Origin of the sequence: Pseudomonas sp. NPDC079367, from assembly GCF_044542195.1 — a bacterium.
Lineage (GTDB): Bacteria > Pseudomonadota > Gammaproteobacteria > Pseudomonadales > Pseudomonadaceae > Aquipseudomonas.
Genome location: NZ_JBITTW010000005.1, coordinates 25,249 through 45,771, shown reverse-complemented (window position 1 = coordinate 45,771; position 20,523 = coordinate 25,249). Strand labels below are relative to the sequence as shown.

The 20,523-nt window shown below is 62.4% G+C and carries 8 protein-coding genes; 5 read left to right on the top strand and 3 right to left on the bottom strand.

Features of this window, described 5'->3' with window-relative positions:
• Positions 1-3: 3 nt before the first annotated feature.
• Both ACIGDJ_RS08445 and ACIGDJ_RS08440 read right to left on the bottom strand, forming a co-directional pair.
• Complete coding sequence (locus tag ACIGDJ_RS08445; RefSeq protein ID WP_397479280.1) at positions 4-873, bottom strand: SDR family oxidoreductase; 870 nt, start codon at positions 871-873, stop codon at positions 4-6.
• Between the two features lie 12 nt (positions 874-885).
• Positions 886-2,670: an acyclic terpene utilization AtuA family protein gene (locus ACIGDJ_RS08440; protein ID WP_397479279.1), complete on the bottom strand. Its 1,785-nt coding sequence runs from the start codon at positions 2,668-2,670 to the stop codon at positions 886-888.
• Positions 2,671-2,854: 184 nt separating this feature from the next.
• On the opposite strand from ACIGDJ_RS08440, the gene ACIGDJ_RS08435 reads away from it, so the two are divergent.
• From ACIGDJ_RS08435 to ACIGDJ_RS08425, 3 genes are all read left to right on the top strand, one after another.
• Positions 2,855-3,478, top strand: a complete 624-nt coding sequence (locus ACIGDJ_RS08435; RefSeq protein WP_101155597.1) for a TetR/AcrR family transcriptional regulator — start codon at positions 2,855-2,857, stop codon at positions 3,476-3,478.
• Between the two features lie 92 nt (positions 3,479-3,570).
• Entirely contained in the window at positions 3,571-4,368 is a 798-nt protein-coding gene (locus ACIGDJ_RS08430) for a substrate-binding periplasmic protein (RefSeq protein ID WP_397479278.1), read from the top strand.
• A gap of 85 nt (positions 4,369-4,453) precedes the next feature.
• A complete protein-coding gene (locus ACIGDJ_RS08425) occupies positions 4,454-5,467 on the top strand; it encodes a GNAT family N-acetyltransferase (RefSeq protein ID WP_101155601.1) in 1,014 nt (337 codons plus the stop codon).
• A 130-nt stretch (positions 5,468-5,597) separates the two neighbouring features.
• Here ACIGDJ_RS08425 and ACIGDJ_RS08420 read toward each other — a convergent pair whose 3' ends face one another.
• Positions 5,598-6,152: an RNA polymerase factor sigma-70 gene (locus ACIGDJ_RS08420; RefSeq protein ID WP_101155603.1), complete on the bottom strand. Its 555-nt coding sequence runs from the start codon at positions 6,150-6,152 to the stop codon at positions 5,598-5,600.
• A gap of 369 nt (positions 6,153-6,521) precedes the next feature.
• On the opposite strand from ACIGDJ_RS08420, the gene ACIGDJ_RS08415 reads away from it, so the two are divergent.
• Both ACIGDJ_RS08415 and ACIGDJ_RS08410 read left to right on the top strand, forming a co-directional pair.
• Entirely contained in the window at positions 6,522-19,520 is a 12,999-nt protein-coding gene (locus tag ACIGDJ_RS08415; RefSeq protein ID WP_397479277.1) for a non-ribosomal peptide synthetase, read from the top strand.
• Positions 19,521-19,658: 138 nt separating this feature from the next.
• Entirely contained in the window at positions 19,659-20,474 is an 816-nt protein-coding gene (locus tag ACIGDJ_RS08410) for an alpha/beta fold hydrolase (protein ID WP_313000011.1), read from the top strand.
• Positions 20,475-20,523 lie beyond the last annotated feature (49 nt).

Here is a 20,523-nt window from a genome sequence, read left to right as displayed (position 1 = left end):
GGCTTATTCCTTGTCCTTGAGTACGTCAGGCAAGTACGCCCGATGAAAGCCGTTGAACGATTCGCTATGGCTGGCCTTGTGCAGCGGCCAGGCCCGACTGCCAAGGCTGGCGGCGCCGTCGATTTTTACCGTGGTGCCGCTGATGAATGCCGCCGCCGGACTGAGCAGAAACACGATCGCTGCACTGACTTCCGATTCGGTGCCGATACGCTTGAGCGGCACATGCTCGCGCAAGGTCGGAATCACCGCTTTGAACGCGCCTTCATAAGTGTCCATGCCGCTGGAGGCGATCCAGCCTGGCGCCACGGCGTTGACCCGCACCCCGGCGTACCCCCACTCGAACGCGGCAGTCTTGGTGACGTTGTCCATGCCCGAACGCGCCGCGCCCGAGTGGCCCATGCCGGGCATGCCGCCCCACATGTCGGCGAGCATGTTGACGATGCTGCCGCCGTGTTTGCTCATCGACTGGTTGAACACTTCGCGAGCCATCAGGAAACCACCGACCAGATTGGTCCGCAGCACGGTTTCGAAACCTTTCTGATTGATCGAGGCCAAGGGCGACGGGTATTGGCCGCCGGCATTGTTGACCAGACCGTGGATCGGTCCGTGTTCGGCGATCAACTCCTTGACCAGTTGCTTGACCGCTTCTTCATCGCGGATATCGCAGGCCTTCCAGTGCGCGCAGCCGCCGTCCTCGGCGATCTCGGTGGCGACCTTTTCGAGCTTTTCCGGCTTGCGCCCGACCAGCAGCACATTGGCGCCAAGGGCCGCCAGTTCATGGGCGGTGCAGCGACCGATGCCGCTGCCGCCACCGGTGACAATCAGGTTCTGGCCGCTGAACAGATCGGCGTGAAAAATCGACGCGTAAGCCATGCACACCTTCCTCTAGTCGAGCTGTTCGGCGATGCTCTGCGGCACCGGGATCTGGATTTCCAATAGTTGCTGGGCGAAGGCTTTGCCCTGCGGGTCGATGCGCAGACTGGCGACGCCGCCACCGCCGAGGGCGTTTTCCAAGAGAAAATTGAGGCTGTGGGTGCCGGGCAAATACCAGCGTTCGACACGCCCGAGAAGCGGATCGAGGACGTGACGCATCCAGTCGACCACCACCGAGGTGGTCAGCGCCTCGGCAATCCACGGCAGGTAGTCGGGGTGACGCGGCATGACGCCGATGTTGCTGTGGTTGCCCTTGTCGCCGGAGCGCGCCACCGCCAGTTTCACCAACGGCACACTGGCATCGGCGTGGCCTGAAGGTTTCGGCGGTTGATGGGCGATCGGCAGATCTGCACTGTCGAGCGCCACTGGGTCGGGGAGGGCGCACGGATGACGTTCGCCTGCGATGTCGACTTGCAGGGCGCAGGCGCTTTTATCGACGAGGAACGAGAACAAGCGGATGACCGGGTACACGGTTGGACGTCCGCCGACGATGCCGGTCAAACCGGGCGCCATACCGGTCGCGGCCTGTGCGATCTCTTTGGAAAACAGCACCAGCGCGCGTTTGTCAGGATGGCGCACGGCGATTTTTATCACCACTTCACGGCTGTCGCGGCGTTGGCCGTGGGGGCCGTAGGTGGCTTCGCTGCCGAGCAATTCGACGTGGGTTTCGCTGTAGGGCGCCCAGCCGCGCAGGCTGAACATTTCGGCGGTCTTGTCGATGATTGCCTGACTGACCCGCCGCGCCTTGTCCACCGCGTCGATGCCGGCCATCAGGCAACTGGCGGTGCAGCGAAAACCGTCGGGGTAGGTGGCGCTGACCTTGTATTTGTCGCTGGGCGGCAGGCCTTTGGCACCGTGCACCTGCACGACGTTTTTGCCTTGTTGCTGAAGTTTGACCTGAGTGAAATCGCAGATCACGTCGGGTAACAGATAGGCCTGCGGATCGCCGATTTCGTAGAGCATCTGCTCGCCTACGGTCAGCGGGGTGACCAGGCCGCCGGAGTATTCGGGTTTGCTGACGAGGAACTGGCCATCGGCGCTGACCTCGACGATCGGAAAACCGATGTGCTCGTAATCCGGCACCTCGCGCCAGTCGGTGAAATTACCGCCAGTGCACTGCGCACCGCACTCGATGATGTGCCCGGCCAGCGCGGCCTGAGCGAGTTTGTCGTAGTCATGCCACGACCAGCCGAATTCGTGAACCAGCGCCGCACTGACCACGGCGCTGTCGACCACCCGACCGGTGATGACAATGTCGGCACCCAGGCGCAAGGCTTCGACAATCCCCGCCGCGCCGAGGTAGGCGTTGGTTGACACACACATACGCGGAAGCGGCGCGCCGCTGAACATTTCGCGTATATCGGTGGGGTTTTCGAGTTGGCCTTGCAGGTCATCGCCGAGCAACACGGCAATCTTCAGCTGGACCCCGGCCTGGTCGCAGGCTGCTTGCAGGGCCGCCGCGCAAGCCTGCGGATTGACCCCGCCGGCATTGCTGATCACGCGGATGTTCTGTTCGGCCAGATCGGGCAAGAGCGGCGCCAGCACTTCGATAAAGTCGCTGGCGAACCCGGCCTGCGGGTCTTTCAGACGTGCGCCGGCCATGAGCGACATGGTGATTTCGGCCAGGTAATCGAACACCAGATAGTCGAGGTTTCCCCCCTTCACCAGTTGGGCGGCAGCGGTAGAGGTATCGCCCCAGAAGGCACTGGCGCAGCCGATTCGCACGGTGGTTGGCATTTTTATCTCCGACTCAGGGACCTGCGACAGAAGTGTCTGGAGGCTACCAAGCAAGCGCTTGGTTTGTAAACAGGGGAAACATTCTTCTGCCCAAGCGCTTGCTTGGTGCCCGCGCGCGGCTTAAATTGCGCGCAACCCTGCGGTTACAGGGGGCAACACACTGATCGACTGTAGGAGAGAACGGGTGGACGAGCAAAAAGCCCTGCGGGTCATGCGCGAATTGGTCGAGCAAGGCCAGTTGACCGACCCGGACAGCGCCCGTGGCAAGCTGCTGCAAGTGGCAGCTCACCTGTTTCGCAACAAAGGCTACGAGCGCACTACCGTGCGCGATCTGGCCAGCGCTGTGGGCATTCAGTCGGGAAGTATTTTCCACCACTTCAAAAGCAAGGATGAAATTCTCCGCGCGGTGATGGAGGAAACCATCCGCTACAACACCGCATTGATGCGCGCGGCCCTGGCCGAGGCAAGCGAGGTGCGCGACAAGGTTCTGGCGCTGATTCGCTGCGAGTTGCAGTCGATCATGGGCGGCAGCGGCGAGGCAATGGCAGTGCTGGTTTACGAATGGCGCTCGTTGTCCGAAGACGGCCAGGCCAAAGTGCTCGCATTGCGTGACGTTTATGAAGACATCTGGCTGCAGGTGCTGGGCGAGGCCAAGGACGCCGGCTACATTCGCGGCGACGTTTTTATTACCCGACGTTTCCTGACCGGCGCACTGTCCTGGACTACCACTTGGTTCCGTGCTGGCGGCAGTTTGAGCCTGGAGCAACTCGCTGATGAAGCGCTGATTCTGGTTCTTGAAGCGCGTTGAACGGCTGTCTGTCCGGCCAGGAAACTGGCTAAGTCGGCGAAACCGCCTAGCTTGAATGCAATGATTGCTTTTTTTTCGGGGAGTGGGGTGTTTTGAAGTCTTCGCCAATTCGGACAGCCGCCGGGCTGATGCTCGCTGCGCTGGCTGCGTTATGGGTATTGCCCGCTCAGTCAGCGCAATGGGTCCGGGTCGGCGCCGCGCATTTCCCGCCCTATACGATTCGCCCGGAAAACGGCGCCGACACCGGCCTGTTGCCGCAATTGATCGAGGCCCTGAACCGCTCGCAGAGCGACTATCAGTTCGTCCTGGTGCCAACGTCGATCCCGCGTCGCTTCGGGGATTTCAAGCAGGGCCGGATCGACATGGCAATCTTCGAAAATCCTGAATGGGGCTGGAAGGACATTCCTCACCAGGATGTCGACATGGGCCTGGAAGACGCCGAAATTTTCGTCGCGCAACGCGAAGACGGCCGCCAGCAAAGCTATTTCTCCAGTCTTTCGGGCAAACGTCTGGCGCTGTTCAGCGGTTATCACTACGAATTCGCCAACTTCAACGCCGACCCGAAATACCTCGCGCACAACTTCAACGCCACGCTGACCTATTCCCACGACAGCAACCTGCTGATGGTGCTGCGCGGGCGCGCCGACATCGCCCTGGTGACGCGTTCCTATTTGTTCGATTATCTGCTGCGCAACGAAAAGATCCGCGATGCGCTTCTGGCCTCGCAGCGTACCGATCAGATCTATCACCACTACGCGATTCTGCGCCCAAGCGCTCCGATCACCGGCGAAGCTTTTGGCAATCTGTTGCAACGTCTGCGTGACAATGGCGAACTGCTGAAGATTTTCGAGCCATACAAAATTGCCGTAGTGCCGGTGCCTCATCACTGAAGCGCTGTTTTCGTCCCGCGCTTAAATTTCTCCTCCCGGCTCACGTCACTTCGTTGAACTGTCGACGATTACGTGAGCCCGACCCATGTCCAATCTGAATGACCTGACTGCCCTGGCTTTGCCCTCGGGCAGTCGATTGATCGCTGATGCTACCGAGAGCCGCTTGAGCCTGAGTCTGGACGGGCAGCCGTTGATTCGTCTGCGCCTGAACCGTGACGGCAAAGGCCCGATTCAGCTTGATGAGCGGTTTGCCCTGCCGCCCGGCCACGCCTTGTGGGCAGCCTGTTACTGGTTGTTTGCCCGTGACCCGGCGTGTCAGCAGCTGACCTGGCAACTCGATCAACCCCCCACCGAGGCGTTGCTCAGTGGTTTGCTGATCAACACCGACATTGCCGGTGAGTATCGCTGCGAGCGCACGCTGTTCTGGCAACTGCCACAACCGTGGCTTGGCTCTTCGCTGACCGGCAGCTATCCACAGCAAATGGTCATCAGCCAGGGCAAGCGCCATCCGCTGCGGCCGGTGAAGCCGCGCGGGGAAGTCTATCGGCGTTTCGATGCGCGGCTCGGCGCGTGGATTTCCTTGCGCACGCTGGAAATCGAGGAAGACCTGTCGCGCTTCAATCGCTGGCAGAACAGCCCGCGCGTGGCGAGCTTCTGGCAGGAGGAGGGTAGCCTCGAGCAGCATCGCGAATACCTCAACAAACTCGATGCCGATCCGCATACGCTGACCCTGATCGGTTGTTTTGACGATCAGCCGTTTGCCTATTTCGAAGCCTACTGGGCCAAGGAAGATCGCATCGCGCCGTTCTACGATGCCGGCGATTACGACCGAGGCATTCACATGCTGGTCGGCGAGGAAAGTCATCGCGGCCCGCACAAGGTGGCGAGTTGGTTATCGGCGCTGGTGCACTACCTGTTTCTCGACGATCCACGGACCCAGCGTGTGGTCGCTGAGCCACGTGCCGACAACGCGAAGATGATCGGGCATATGCACAACCAGTGCTTTCACTGCGAGAAGGAGTTCGATTTCCCGCACAAGCGCGCGGCGCTGATGATGCTGGGGCGGGAGCGGTTTTTTGATCGGTGCAAACTGGCCTGAGTTGACAGGCTGGGATCCGTTGCGGTCTCAAGTCCGCCTTCGCGAGCAAGCCCGCTCCCACAATGACCGGTCTACGCCGAACCAATGTGTGCGGGCTTGCTCGCGAATGGCTTGACGCGAAATCCGGATCCTAACGACGACCCGCGATCACCGCATCCCGCCGACTGCCCGAGACCTTGCGGCAGTGCACCAGCGCATCACGAATCATGAAGTTGACGAGGGTCGGCGATACGCCCAGTTCCTTGGCGATGTCCTTTTGCGGCACGCCGTGCAAGCGGTACATCTCGAAGGCGTAACGGGTGCGGCTGGGCAGCTCGGTCAGCGCATCGGCGATGTGTTCCAGGGTCGAGAAGTTGATGTGCGAAGTTTCCGGCGAAGCGCCCTGAATCACCACGTTCAAGCCTTCCTCTTCCGGGCCTGAGTATTTCTGTTCGAGCGCCTGCTTGCGGTAGTGATCGATGGCGAGGTTGCGCACGATCTGAAACAGGTAGCTCAGCTGAGCCTTGATCGACGACGTGATCGGCGGTGCCGATTGCAGTCTGAAAAACGCATCCTGAACCACATCTTCGGCACGGGAGCGGCAGCCGGTAATGCGGGCTGCAATCTTGACCAGAATCAGTCGATTGTCGACGAATGCCTGAAGTAGCGGTGAATCGCACCTGCTTGTGGATACTCGTTCCGTCATGGAAATCACCTTGCAGCCAGTAGGTTAGTGGGAGGGCCTGGGGAAGGGCGCCGTCCTACACATCGAGCGACAAATTATGTTGAATGATAATGATTGTCAAATGAGAAAGAGAAGTAGTGCCGCAGGTCGATGGGTTTTGCGAACTGCGACACGCCGCCGCACTCCGGCCTCGCTGAACGTCGAGCCTGCCGACTAATTATTTCAAGACGTCATCCGTTCTCATTGGTGAATGGTTCCGGGCGTAGAGCCCGGCCACAGCGCATTCCGATGCCTTGCGCGGTCGGCACAGACCGCGTCCTGCACGCCTTTGACCGGGCGTGTCGCAGTACCTCGATTCCACTTGCAAGCCGAATTCAGGCAGGAAACCTCATGACCGACGCGTTCGAACTCCCCAGCACCCTGGTCCATGCCCTCAAGCGTCGCGCGGCCCTGACGCCGGATCGACTGGCCTTGCGTTTTCTCGCCGAAAACGCCGATCAGGCTGTGGTGCTCAGCTATCGCGAACTGGACCAACGCGCGCGCACGATCGCCGCAGCGTTGCAGGCCGAGGCCGGTTTCGGTGAGCGCGCGGTGCTGCTGTTTCCCAGTGGCGCGGATTACGTCGCGGCGTTTTTCGGTTGCCTGTACGCCGGCATGATTGCGGTGCCGGCCTATCCACCGGAATCCGCGCGCCGTCACCATCAGGAGCGCTTGTTGTCGATCATCGCCGACGCCGAGCCCAAGCTGTTGCTGACCAGCGCAGACCTGCGCGATGCCTTGCAGCAAATCGAAAGCGCGCCGCCACTGTTGTGTGTCGACACCCTCGACAGCGCACTGGCCGAACACTGGGTCGAGCCGGCCCTGCCGCCCGAGCACATCGCCTTTTTGCAATACACCTCCGGCTCCACTGCGCTGCCCAAGGGCGTGCAGGTCAGCCATGGCAACCTGGTCGCCAATGAACGGCTGATCCGCCACGGTTTCGGCATCGACGTCAACCCGGACGACGTCATCGTCAGCTGGCTGCCGCTGTATCACGACATGGGTCTGATCGGCGGGCTGTTGCAGCCGATTTTCAGCGGCGTGCCGTGCATTCTGATGTCGCCGGCGTACTTCCTCGGCCGCCCTTTGCGCTGGCTGGAGGCAATCGCCGAGTACGGCGGCACCATCAGCGGCGGGCCGGATTTCGCCTATCGTTTGTGCAGCGAACGGGTCAGCGAATCAGCCCTCGAGCGCCTCGATCTGAGCCGTTGGCGGGTGGCCTATTCCGGCTCCGAACCGATCCGCCTCGATACCCTTGAACGCTTCGCCGAAAAATTCGCCGCTTGCGGGTTCAGTGAAAACAGCTTCATGGCCTCGTACGGTTTGGCCGAGGCGACCCTGTTTGTCGCTGGCACGCTGCGCGGCACCGGCATCCCGGCGCTGCGTGTGGACGATCAGGCGCTGGCGCAAAACCGCGCCGAGCCGGGCGACGGCAGCGCGATCATGAGCTGCGGCATTAGCCAGCCGGAACACGCGGTGCTGATCGTCGAGCCGAATACGCTGGCAGAACTGGCCGAAAACGCCGTCGGTGAAGTCTGGGCCGCCGGCCCGAGCATTGCCCACGGTTACTGGCGCAACCCCGAAGCCAGCGCCAAGACCTTCGTTCAGCATGCTGGCCGCACCTGGTTGCGCACCGGCGATCTGGGTTTTATTCGCGACGGCGAGTTGTTCGTCACCGGGCGCCTGAAAGACATGCTCATCGTTCGTGGTCACAACCTCTATCCGCAGGACATCGAGCAGACGATCGAGCGCGAAGTCGAAGTGGTGCGCAAGGGTCGTGTAGCGGCGTTCGCCGTCAATCACAGCGGTGAAGAGGGCATTGGCATCGCTGCGGAAATCAGCCGCAGCGTGCAGAAAATCCTCCCGCCGCAAGCGCTGATCAAAGCCATTCGCCAAGCTGTGGCCGAGGCGTATCAGGAGGCGCCAAGCGTGGTGGTGTTGCTCAATCCGGGCGCGTTGCCGAAAACCTCCAGCGGCAAACTGCAGCGCTCGGCGTGCCGTAATCGTCTGGCCGATGGCAGTCTCGACAGCTACGCGATGTTCCCTTCGATTACAGCCGAAACGAACAGCGCGACCAGCTGCCCTTCGGATCTCGAAACGGTGATCGGGACACTCTGGGCCGAGCAACTCAACGTCAAACAAATCAACGCCGACGATCACTTCTTCCTGCTCGGCGGCAACTCGATCGCCGCCACGCAAGTAGTTGCGCGGGTTCGCGAAGCACTCGGTGTCGAGCTGAGCCTGCGCCTGCTGTTCGAAGCGCCAACCCTGCGCGCCTTCGCCGCCGCTGTGGCGCAGCAACACGAGATTGGCGGCAGCGCCCAACAGGCAATCGGCACGTTATCGCGCAGCGAGCCGATGCCACAGTCGCTGGCACAAAACCGTTTGTGGATCACCTGGCAGCTCGACCCGCACAGCAGCGCCTATAACATTCCCGGTGGCCTGCGCCTGCGGGGCGAACTCGACGAAGACGCCTTGCGCAGCGCCTTCGAGCAACTGATCGAACGCCACGAATCCCTGCGTACACGTTTCTTCGAACGCGACGGCGTTGCATTGCAGCAAGTGCTCGCTGATGCCGAATTCAACCTGCAACTGATCGACATCAGCGACCTGCCAATGCCCGAGCGTGAAGCCCGCGCCGAGCAGATTCGCGAAGACCAGGCGCGCACTCGGTTCGATCTGGAAAAAGGCCCGTTGCTGTCCGTGACCCTGGTGCGCCTCGAGGATGAAGAGCATCAATTGCTGGTGACGATGCACCACATCATCGCCGACGGTTGGTCGCTGAATATTCTCCTCGACGAATTCTCGCGCCTCTACGCCGCAGCAAGCCAGGGTACGAAGGCGACACTGGCCGCGCTGCCCACGCAATACGCCGACTACGGCAACTGGCAGCGGCAATGGCTGGCGCAAGGCGAGGGCGAGCGGCAACTGGCGTACTGGAAAGCGCAACTGGGCGATGAGCATCCGACACTGGAACTGGCCACCGATCACCCGCGCTCGGCCAGACACAACCACAGCGCCGCACGCCACAGCGTGCGCTTGAGCGCGAAGCTCAGCGAGGCGATCCGCCAGACCGCACAGGCCCACGAAGCGACGTCGTTCATGCTCTTGCTTGCCGCGTTGCAAAGCCTGTTGCACCGCTACAGCGGTCAGCGCGACATTCGCATCGGCGTGCCCAACGCCAACCGTCCGCGCCTGGAAACCCAAGGCCTGATCGGTTTCTTCATCAACACCCAGGTGCTGCGTGCGCAAATCGATTCGCACCTGCCGTTTGCCGAGTTGCTGAGCCAGACGCGCCAGGCCGCACTCGGCGCCCAAGCCAATCAGGATCTGCCCTTCGAACAACTGCTCGAAGCTTTCCCGCAGGCCCGCGAGCAGGGCTTGTTCCAGATCATGTTCAACCATCAGCAGCGCGACCTTAATGCGCTCAAGCGCCTGCCGGGCTTGCTCGCCGAAGAACTGCCGTGGCACAGCCGCGAGGCCAAGTTCGATCTGCAATTGCACAGCGAAGAGGATCGCAACGGTCGTCTGAGCTTGGCGTTCGACTACGCCAGCGAACTGTTCGACGCCGCGACCATCGAGCGCCTGGCCGAGCATTTCCACAATCTGCTCAGCGAGGTCTGCGAACAGCCAAAGCAGGCCATCGGCGATCTGCGCTTGCTGACCGCCAGCGAGCAGAATCAGCAGAAGGACTGGAGCGTCGCTCCGTGCACCCCGGCGCAACAATGGCTGCCGGAACTGCTTGAGCAACAATTGCGCAAAAACCCGCAACGCACCGCGCTGGTGTGGGACGGCGGTAGTCTGGATTTTGCCGAGCTGCACGCGCAAGCCAACCGGCTCGCCCATTACCTGCGCGACAAAGGCGTGGGCCCGGACGTGTGCGTGGCAATCGCCGCCGAGCGTTCGCCGCAACTGCTGATCGGTCTGCTGGCGATCATCAAGGCTGGCGGCGCCTATGTGCCGCTCGATCCTGATTACCCGGCCGAGCGCCTCGCTTACATGCTCAGCGACAGCGGCGTCCAATTGCTCCTGACCCAGACTGAACTGCTCGAACGCTTGCCGGCCAGCGAAGGTGTCAGCGTGATCGCCATGGACGCGCTGCATCTGGACAAATGGCCCAGCCAGGCCCCGGGCCTGCATCTGCACGGCGACAACCTCGCCTACGTGATTTATACCTCGGGTTCCACCGGGCAACCGAAAGGCGTCGGCAACACCCACGCCGCGCTGGCCGAGCGCCTGCAATGGATGCAGAACACCTACGCCCTCAATGAGACCGACGTGCTGATGCAAAAAGCGCCGATCAGTTTCGACGTCTCGGTGTGGGAATGCTTCTGGCCGCTGATTACGGGCGCGCGTCTGCTGCTTGCTGGCCCCGGCGAGCACCGTGACCCGCATCGCATCGCGCAACTGGTTCAAGAACACGGCGTGACCACGCTGCACTTTGTCCCACCGCTGCTGGCGCTGTTCATCGACGAGCCGCTGAGTGCCGGATGCACCAGCCTGCGCCGAGTGTTTTCCGGCGGTGAAGCCTTGCCTGCCGAGCTGCGCAACCGCGTGCTGGCGCAATTGCCAGCGGTGCAATTGCACAACCGCTACGGCCCGACTGAAACCGCAATCAACGTGACCCATTGGCACTGCACAACTGCTGATGGCGAGCGCTCGCCGATTGGTCGGCCCCTGGGCAATGTGATCTGCCGCATCCTCAATGCCGATCTCAATCCAGTGCCGGCGGGCGTGGCGGGTGAGCTGTGCATCAGCGGCACCGGGCTGGCTCGCGGTTACCTTGGTCGTGCGGCGCTGACCGCTGAGCGCTTCGTCGTCGATCCGCTGGGTGAGCAGGGCGCCCGTTTGTACCGCACGGGTGACCGTGCGCGCTGGTCGTCCGATGGCGTGATCGAATACCTCGGCCGTCTCGATCAACAGGTCAAGCTGCGCGGCTTTCGCGTCGAGCCGGAAGAAATCCAGGCGCGCCTGCTCGCTCAGGATGGCGTCGCCCAAGCCGCAGTGTTAGTGCGCGAAACCGCTGCCGGTGCGCAACTGATCGGCTATTTCACCGCCACCGATGCTGATGAACAAGCCGACGAACAGGTCGCTCGCCTGAAAGCCGCCCTGGCCGCCGAGCTGCCGGAATATATGGTTCCGGCGCAACTGCTGCGCCTCGACGCGATGCCCCTGAGTCCCAGCGGCAAACTCGACCGCCGCGCCTTGCCCGAGCCGCAATGGCAAGTACGTGAACACATCGAACCGGTCAGCGCACTGCAACAACAGATCGCTGCGATCTGGCGCGAAGTCCTCGGCCTGAAGCAGGTTGGCCTGGGCGACGATTTCTTCGCCCTCGGCGGTCATTCGCTGCTGGCCACGCAAATCATTTCGCGCACGCGCCAGGCCTGTGACGTCGAGTTGCCCCTGCGCACCTTGTTCGAGCACAGCGAGCTTGGCGATTACGCCGAACAGATCCGCCTGATCCAGGCCAGCGGCCGCACCAATCAACAGCTGCCGATCGGCACAGTCGACCGCAGCCAGGCGGTGCCGCTGTCCTATTCGCAGCAGCGCATGTGGTTCCTCTGGCAGATGGAACCGGACAGTCCGGCGTACAACGTCGGCGGCATGGCGCGCTTGCGCGGCGTGCTGCATGTCGAACATTTCGAGGCCGCGTTGCAGGCGCTGATCCTGCGTCACGAAACCCTGCGCACGACATTCCCAAGTGTCGGCGGCGTCGCCCGCCAGCAGGTGCATGCCGAAACCGGCGTGCGCATGGGCTGGAAGGATTTCTCCAGCCTGCCGGCGCAACTGAGCGAGCAACAAGTGCAACAACTGGCTGACGCAGAAGCACACCAGCCGTTCGATCTGGAAACCGGCCCGCTGCTGCGCGCCTGTCTGGTCAAGACTGCCGAGCACGAGCATTACTTCGTCCTGACCCTGCACCATATCGTCACCGAAGGCTGGGCGATGGACATCTTTGCCCGTGAACTCAGTGCGCTGTACGAAGCGTTCGTCGATGAGCGCCAATCACCGCTCGAGCCGCTGCCGGTGCAATACCTCGACTACAGCGTCTGGCAGCGCCAGTGGCTGGAGTCCGGCGAGCGCCAGCGCCAGCTCGATTACTGGACCGCGCAACTCGGTCGTGAACATCCGCTGTTGGAGTTGCCCGGCGACCGTCCGCGTCCGCCGGTGCAGAGCCATCAGGGCGAGCTGTTCCGGTTCGATCTGAGCGACGAACTGGCCGCGCGGGTGCGGGCGTTCAATGCGCAGAACGGTCTGACGTTGTTCATGACCATGACCGCCGCGCTCGCTACGTTGCTTTACCGCTACAGCGGCCAGACCGACCTGCGCATCGGCGCACCGGTGGCCAACCGGATCCGCCCGGAAAGCGAAGGGCTGATCGGCGCATTCCTCAATACCCAGGTGCTGCGTTGCCAGCTTGACGGGCAGATGTCGGTCGGCGAGTTGTTCGAGCAGGTGCGCCATACGGTGATCGAAGGCCAGTCGCATCAGGATCTGCCGTTCGATCATTTGGTCGAAGCCTTGCAACCGCCGCGCAGCGCCGCGTACAACCCGCTGTTCCAGGTGATGTGCAACGTGCAGCGCTGGGAATTCCAGCAAAGCCGCATGCTCGCCGGCATGACCGTCGAGTACCTGGCCAACGATGCGCGGGCAACCAAGTTCGATCTCAACCTGGAAGTCACCGACCTCGACCATCGCCTCGGTTGCTGCCTGACCTACAGCACCGATCTGTTCGACGAACCGACCATCGAACGCATGGCCAGGCATTGGCGAAATCTGCTCGAAGCGTTGATCAGCGATCCGCAACAACGCCTCAGCGAATTGGTGCTTCTCGACAGATCTGAGCAACAGCACCTGCTCGACAGCCTTGGCGTCGAGCCGGGCGAGCATCGTCTCGACCAGTGCATCCATCACCTGTTCGCCGAACAGGCGCTGGCGCGCCAAGACGCGCCAGCGCTGACCTTCGCCGGGCAGACCTTGAGCTACGCCGAACTCGACGCTCGCGCCAATCGTCTGGCCTGGGCGCTGCGTGAGCGCGGGGTCGGCCCGCAAGTGCGGGTCGGTCTGGCGCTGGAGCGTTCGCTGGAAATGGTCATCGGCCTGCTGGCGATTCTCAAGGCTGGCGGCGCCTATGTGCCGCTGGATCCGGAGTACCCGCTCGACCGTTTGCATTACATGATCGAAGACAGCCGCATCGGTCTGCTGCTCAGCGATCGGGCGATGTTCGAAGCCCTCGGCGAGTTGCCTTCAAGCGTGGCGCGCTGGTGTCTGGAAGATGACAGCGCAGCGTTGGCCGACTACCCGGCGAGCGAGTTGCCGTTTATCAGCCTGCCGCAGCATCAGGCCTACCTGATCTACACCTCGGGCTCGACCGGCAAACCGAAAGGCGTGGTGGTTTCCCACGGCGAAATCGCCATGCACTGCCAAGCCGTGATCGAGCGTTTCGGCATGCGCCCGGACGACTGCGAACTGCACTTCTACTCGATCAACTTCGACGCTGCCACCGAGCGTCTGCTGGTGCCGTTGCTCAGCGGCGCGCAAGTGGTGCTGCGGGCACAAGGGCAGTGGGACGCGGAAGAAATCTGCGGCTTGATTCGTGCGCATCGCATCAACGTCCTCGGCTTCACGCCGAGCTATGGCAGCCAATTAGCGCAGTTCCTCGCTACACACAATGAAATCCTGCCGGTGCGCATGATCATCACCGGCGGCGAAGCGCTGACCGGCGAACATCTGCAGCGCATCCGCGCAGCGTTCCATCCGGCGCAGTTCTTCAACGCCTACGGCCCGACCGAAACCGTGGTCATGCCGTTGGCCAGTCTGGCGCCGCAGGTACTGGAAGAGGGCGCCGGCAGTGTGCCGATCGGCAGCGTGATCGGGGCGCGAGTCGCCTACATTCTCGACGCCGATCTGGCCTTGGTGCCACAAGGGGCGACCGGTGAGTTGTTCGTTGGCGGCGCCGGTCTGGCCCAGGCCTATCACGACCGCCCGGGCATTACCGCCGAGCGGTTTGTCGCTGACCCGTTTGCCGCTGACGGCGGACGTATGTACCGCACCGGTGACCTGGTGCGCCAGCGTGCCGATGGTCTGGTCGAGTATCTGGGGCGGATCGACCATCAAGTGAAAATCCGTGGCTTCCGCATCGAACTGGGCGAAATCGAAACGCGCCTGCTCGATCACCCTGCGATCCGCGAAGCGGTGGTGCTGGCGCTGGATGCGCCGAGTGGCAAGCAGTTGGTGGGTTACCTCGTTACAGAGGTCGCCGAACAGAGCGAAGCGCAACAAGCTGAACTGCGCGAAGCACTGAAGTCGCACCTCAAGGCGCAACTGCCGGACTACATGGTGCCGACCCACCTGATGCTGCTGGCAAGCATGCCGCTGACCGCCAACGGCAAACTTGACCGCCGCGCCTTGCCAGCGCCGGACCCGGAGCTCAATCGTCAGGACTATGTCGCGCCAGAGAACGAGCTGGAGCAGGCCCTGGCGCAGATCTGGTGTGAAGTGCTCAACGTTAAACAAGTCGGCCTCAACGACAACTTCTTCGAACTCGGCGGTGATTCGATTCTGTCGATTCAAGTGGTCAGCCGCGCGCGTCAGCAGGGCATTCACTTCAGCCCGCGCGATTTGTTCCAGCATCAGACGGTGCAGACGCTCGCCGCAGTGGCCAGCCGCACGCAGCAAGTGACTGCCGAGCAAGGTCTGGTGGATGGGGCATCGCGCCTGACGCCGATCCAGCATTGGTTCTTCGGTACGGACATTCCCCAGCGTCAGCACTGGAATCAGGCGCTGTTGCTGGAGCCGACCATGCGCCTTGAACCGCAAAGTCTGCAGCAAGCATTGCGGGCAGTGATCGAGCAGCACGACGCCTTGCGTCTGCGTTTCAGCGAAGTCGATAAAGCGTGGCAGGCAACGCACCAGGCGCTGACGGATGAAGAACTTCTCTGGCAGTTCAGCGTCGATTCGCTGGCCCCGTGCGAAGCCTTGTTCGCCGATGCACAACGCAGTCTGCATCTGCAGAACGGCCCACTGCTGCGCGCAGTGCTGGTCGACGTCGCCGGTGCACAGCAACGCCTGTTTATCGCCATCCACCACTTGGTGGTCGACGGTGTGTCGTGGCGCGTGTTGCTCGACGATCTGCAAACCGCCTATCGCCAACTCGACGCTGCGCAGCCGCTGAAACTGCCGACGAAAACCAGCGCCTTCAAGGACTGGGCCGCGCGTTTGCACGCTTATGCCGGCAGCGAATCGCTGCGTGAAGAATTGAGCTGGTGGCAGGCGCAACTGGCCGGGCCGAGCGCTGATCTGCCTTGCGAAAACCGGCAGGGCGGCAGGCAGCATCGGCATGCACAAACCGTCAGCGTGCGCCTCGACGCCGAGCGCACCCGCCAATTGCTGCAACAGGCGCCGAGTGCTTATCGCACCCACGTCAACGACCTGCTGCTGACCGCGCTGGCCCGTGTGTTGTGCCGCTGGAACGGACAGCCGTCGGCGTTGATTCAATTGGAAGGCCACGGCCGCGAAACCCTGTTCGACGAGATTGACCTGACCCGCACGGTTGGCTGGTTTACCAGCGCTTACCCGCTGCGCCTGACCCCGCACAACATCGAAGAGGCTGCCGGGCAGGGTGCTTCGATCAAGGCGATCAAGGAACAACTGCGCGCCGTGCCGCACAAAGGTCTCGGTTATGGCGTGCTGCGTTATCTGGCCGATGACGGCTGCCGCCAGTGCATGGCCGCGCTGCCACAGGCGCCGATCACCTTCAATTATCTCGGCCAGTTCGACCAGAGCTTCGGCAGCGATGCGCTGTTCCATCCTCTCGATGAAGCAGTCGGGGCCGCTCATGATCCGCAGGCGCCGTTGCCGAACGAGTTGAGCGTCGACGGTCAGGTGTATGGCGGGGAACTGCTACTGCGCTGGACTTTCAGTGCCGAGCGTTATGCGGTGCAGACGATCAATGATCTGGCCGATGCCTATCTCGGCGAGTTGTGCAGCCTGATCGAGCACTGCCTGCAGGACGGTGCCGGCGGCCTGACGCCGTCGGACTTCCCGCTGGCGAGACTGACTCAGGCACAACTCGATGCGCTGCCGGTGCCGGCCGCGCACATCGAAGATGTCTATCCGCTGACACCGATGCAGGAAGGCATGTTGCTGCACACCCTGCTCGAACCGGGCACCGGTCTGTACTACATGCAGGATCGTTATCGCATCAACAGCGAGCTCGATCCCGAGCGTTTCGCCCAGGCCTGGCAAGCGGTGGTCGCCCGTCATGAAGCGTTGCGCGCTTCGTTCTGCTGGAACGTTGGCGAAGACATGCTGCAAGTGATTCACACGCCGGGGCGTACGCCGATCGAGTACCTGGATTGGAGTGCCGTCGCCGAAACCGAGCAGGAACCGCAGCTGCAAGCGCTGCTGAAAAGCGAGCGCGAGGCCGGGTTCGATCTGCTCAATCAGGCGCCGTTCCACCTGCGCCTGATCAAGGTCGGCGCGGCGCGCTACTGGTTCATGATGAGTAACCACCACATCCTCATCGATGCCTGGTGCCGGTCGCTGCTGATGAACGATTTCTTCGAGATCTACACCGCCCTCGGCGAAGGTCGCGAAGCGCAGTTGAGCGTGCCGCCGCGTTATCGCGATTACATCGGCTGGCTGCAACGTCAGAGCCTGGCCGAGGCGCGACAGTGGTGGCGGCAGAATCTGCAAGGCTTCGAACGCACTACGCCGATCCCCAGCGACCGGCCGTTCCTGCGCGAACACGCTGGCGAAAGCGGCGGCATGATCGTCGGCGACCGCTACACCCGCCTCAATGCCGAGGACGGCGCCCGCCTGCGGGAACTGGCGCAGGCCCATCAACTGACCGTCAACACCTTCGCCCAGGCTGCGTGGGCTCTGGTGCTGCGGCGCCTGAGCGGCGACCGCGACGTGCTCTTCGGCGTCACAGTGGCCGGGCGTCCGGTGGAGATGCCGGAGATGCAGCGCACTGTCGGCCTGTTCATCAACAGTATTGCCCTGCGCGTGAAGATGCCTGCGGACGATCAGCGCAGCAGCGTGCGCCAATGGCTCAGCGCTTTGCTCGACAGCAACATGCAACTGCGCGAGTACGAATACCTGCCGCTGGTGAACATTCAGGAACAGAGCGAATTGCCCAAGGGCCAGCCGCTGTTCGACAGCCTCTTCGTGTTCGAAAACGCCCCGGTGGAAGTCTCGGTGCTCGACCGAGCGCAGAGTTTGAATGCCACTTCGGATTCCGGCCGCACCCATACCAACTTCCCGCTGACGGCGGTGTGCTACCCGGGCGATGACCTTGGCTTGCACCTGTCCTATGACCAGCGTTACTTCGACGAGGCGACGGTCGAGCGCATGCTCAGTGAGTTCAAGCGGCTGCTGCTGGCGCTGGTCGACGGCTTCCATGGCGACATGGCCGATTTGCCGCTGCTGGGCGACGAAGAACGCGACTTCCTGCTGCACGGTTGCAACCAGAGCGGCCACGACTGTCCGCTGGAGCAAAGCTACGTGGCGTTGTTCGAAGCGCAGGTCGCGGCGCATCCGCAGCGCATCGCCGCCAGTTGCCTCGATCAGCAATTGAGCTACGCCGAACTGAACCACAACGCCAACCGCCTCGGCCATGCCCTGGTCGCTGCCGGTGTGCGGATGGATCAACCGGTGGCGCTGCTGGCCGAGCGCAATCTCGACCTGCTCGGCATGATCATCGGCAGCTTCAAGGCCGGTGCCGGTTACCTGCCGCTGGACCCGGGGCTGCCGAGCCAGCGTCTGAGCCGCATTATCGAGCTCAGCCGCACGCCGTTGCTGGTGTGCAGCGCAGCTTGCCGCGAACAGGCGCAGACCTTGCTCGAGGCGTTTGGCTGTTCGAACCGTCCGCGCCTGCTGGTGTGGGAAGAGGTGCAGGCGTCGGCGACAGCGACGCATAATCCCGGCATTCACAGCGGCCCGGACAATCTCGCTTATGTGATCTACACGTCGGGTTCGACCGGTTTGCCAAAAGGCGTCATGGTCGAGCAGCGCGGCATGCTCAATAACCAATTGAGCAAACGCCCGTATCTCGACTTGAGCGAGGTCGATGTGATTGCACAGACCGCCTCGCAGAGCTTCGATATTTCCGTCTGGCAGTTCCTCGCCGCGCCGTTGTTCGGCGCGCGGGTCGATATCGTGCCGAATGCGATTGCCCACGATCCGCAAGGTTTGCTGGCGCATGTGCAGGCGCAGGGCATCACGGTGCTGGAAAGTGTGCCGTCGCTGATTCAGGGCATGCTCGCCGCCGAGCGACTGAGTCTCGACGGCTTGCGCTGGATGCTGCCGACCGGCGAAGCGATGCCGCCGGAGCTGGCCCATCAGTGGCTGCTGCGTTACCCGCAGATCGGCCTGGTCAATGCTTACGGCCCGGCGGAATGTTCCGATGACGTGGCGTTCTACCGCGTCGACCTGGCCTCGACGCGTGGCAGTTATTTGCCGATCGGCACGCCGACCGACAACAACTTGCTCTATCTGCTCGATGGCGCGCTGGATCTGGTGCCGCTGGGCGCGGTGGGTGAATTGTGCGTGGCTGGCATCGGTGTCGGTCGCGGCTACGTCAGCGATCCGCTGCGCACCGCGCCGGTGTTTGTGCCGAACCCGTTCGGCGCGCCGGGCGAGCGTTTGTATCGCACCGGTGACCTGGCGCGGCGCCGCACTGATGGTGTGCTGGAATACGTCGGCCGGGTCGATCATCAGGTGAAGATTCGCGGTTACCGCATCGAAATCGGTGAAATCGAAGCGCGTCTGCACGAACAACCGCAAGTACGTGACGCGGCGGTTGGCGTGCAAGAGGGCGTCAACGGCAAGCACCTGGTCGGTTATCTGGTCGCCGCCGATGCAGCGCTCAATCCGGCCGAACGCCTGGAGCAGATCAAGCAACGCCTGCGCGCCGAACTGCCGGAATACATGGTGCCGCTGCACTGGCTGTGGCTGGAGCAAATGCCGCTCAATGCCAACGGCAAACTCGACCGCAAAGCCTTGCCGGCGCTGGAGATCGGTCAGTTGCAGAGCGAGGACTATCTGGCCCCGCGCAACGAGCTGGAGCAGACCCTGGCTGATATCTGGGCCCAGGTGCTCAAGGTCGACAAGGTCGGCGTGCGCGACAACTTTTTCGAACTGGGCGGGCATTCGCTACTGGCAACGCAGATTGCATCGCGAGTGCAGAAAACCCTGCAACGCAATGTGCCGCTGCGCGCGATGTTCGAGTGCAGTACGGTGGCGGAACTGGCCGAGTACATTGATGGACTGGCGGCCAGCGATATGACTGAGGAGAAGGTGGATCGGTTGAATGATCTGATGGCGCAGCTGGAGGGGCTTTAGTTCTTCGGCGTTTGGGCCGGCGATGGCGTCCGAGAATTCAACACAAATCAACCGGTACGTGACTGTACATTTCCGGGCTTGACGATCAACAACCGGCAGCTCAGTCTGCCGGTTCTCTTTTTCTCCCGGAGGTGGTCGATGGCCTTTTTCACGGTTGACGGACAAGCGCTGCACTACATTGATCAAGGCACTGGCCCGGCCGTGTTGCTCGCAGGCAGTTATCTCTGGGATCAGGCGATGTGGGCGCCGCAGATCGCCGCGCTGACCCCGCACTATCGCGTCATCGCGCTGGATCTGTGGGGGCATGGCGAGTCCGGCAAGTTACCCGAAGGCACCACATCGCTGGATGACATCGCCCGTCAGGCGCAGGCCTTGCTTGATCATCTGGACATCGACCGCGTCACTCTGGTCGGGCTGTCGGTCGGCGGCATGTGGGGCGCGCGCCTGGCACTGTCCGCAGCGCAACGTTTGAACGGTCTGGTGCTGATGGACACCTACGTCGGCGTCGAGCCGGAACCGACCCGGCAGTATTACTTCTCGCTGTTCAAGCAGATCGAAGACACCGGCACCCTCTCTGAACAACTGCTCGACATCGTCGTGCCAATCTTCTTCCGCCCGGGCATCGACCCGCAGTCGCCGCTGTATCAGCAATTGCGCGCAAAACTGCAAGGCTATTCGCCCGAGCGTCTGCGCGAAAGCATCGTGCCGATGGGGCGCATCACTTTTGGTCGTGACGACTTGTTGCCACGCCTGGCCGAGCTGGACGCGGCTGCGACGCTGGTGCTCTGCGGCGATCAGGACAAACCACGGCCACCGTCGGAAGCCCGGGAAATGGCTGAATTGATTGGTTGCCCGTGTGTGCTGGTGCCAGATGCGGGGCATATCTCCAATCTGGAGAACCCCGAATTCGTCACTGAGGCGCTGCTAGCGTTTCTGGCCGAGCGAAACCGCTAGAACGGGTGAAGTTCATTCGCGAGCAAGTCTGCTCCCACAGGGTTTCACT

Coding starts and splice junctions, on each gene's coding strand:
- ACIGDJ_RS08440 (WP_397479279.1), bottom strand. CDS start 2,670: ATGCCAACCACCGTGCGAATCGGCTGCGCCAGTGCCTTCTGGGGCGAT.
- ACIGDJ_RS08410 (WP_313000011.1), top strand. CDS start 19,659: ATGGCCTTTTTCACGGTTGACGGACAAGCGCTGCACTACATTGATCAA.
- ACIGDJ_RS08420 (WP_101155603.1), bottom strand. CDS start 6,152: ATGACGGAACGAGTATCCACAAGCAGGTGCGATTCACCGCTACTTCAG.
- ACIGDJ_RS08415 (WP_397479277.1), top strand. CDS start 6,522: ATGACCGACGCGTTCGAACTCCCCAGCACCCTGGTCCATGCCCTCAAG.
- ACIGDJ_RS08425 (WP_101155601.1), top strand. CDS start 4,454: ATGTCCAATCTGAATGACCTGACTGCCCTGGCTTTGCCCTCGGGCAGT.
- ACIGDJ_RS08445 (WP_397479280.1), bottom strand. CDS start 873: ATGGCTTACGCGTCGATTTTTCACGCCGATCTGTTCAGCGGCCAGAAC.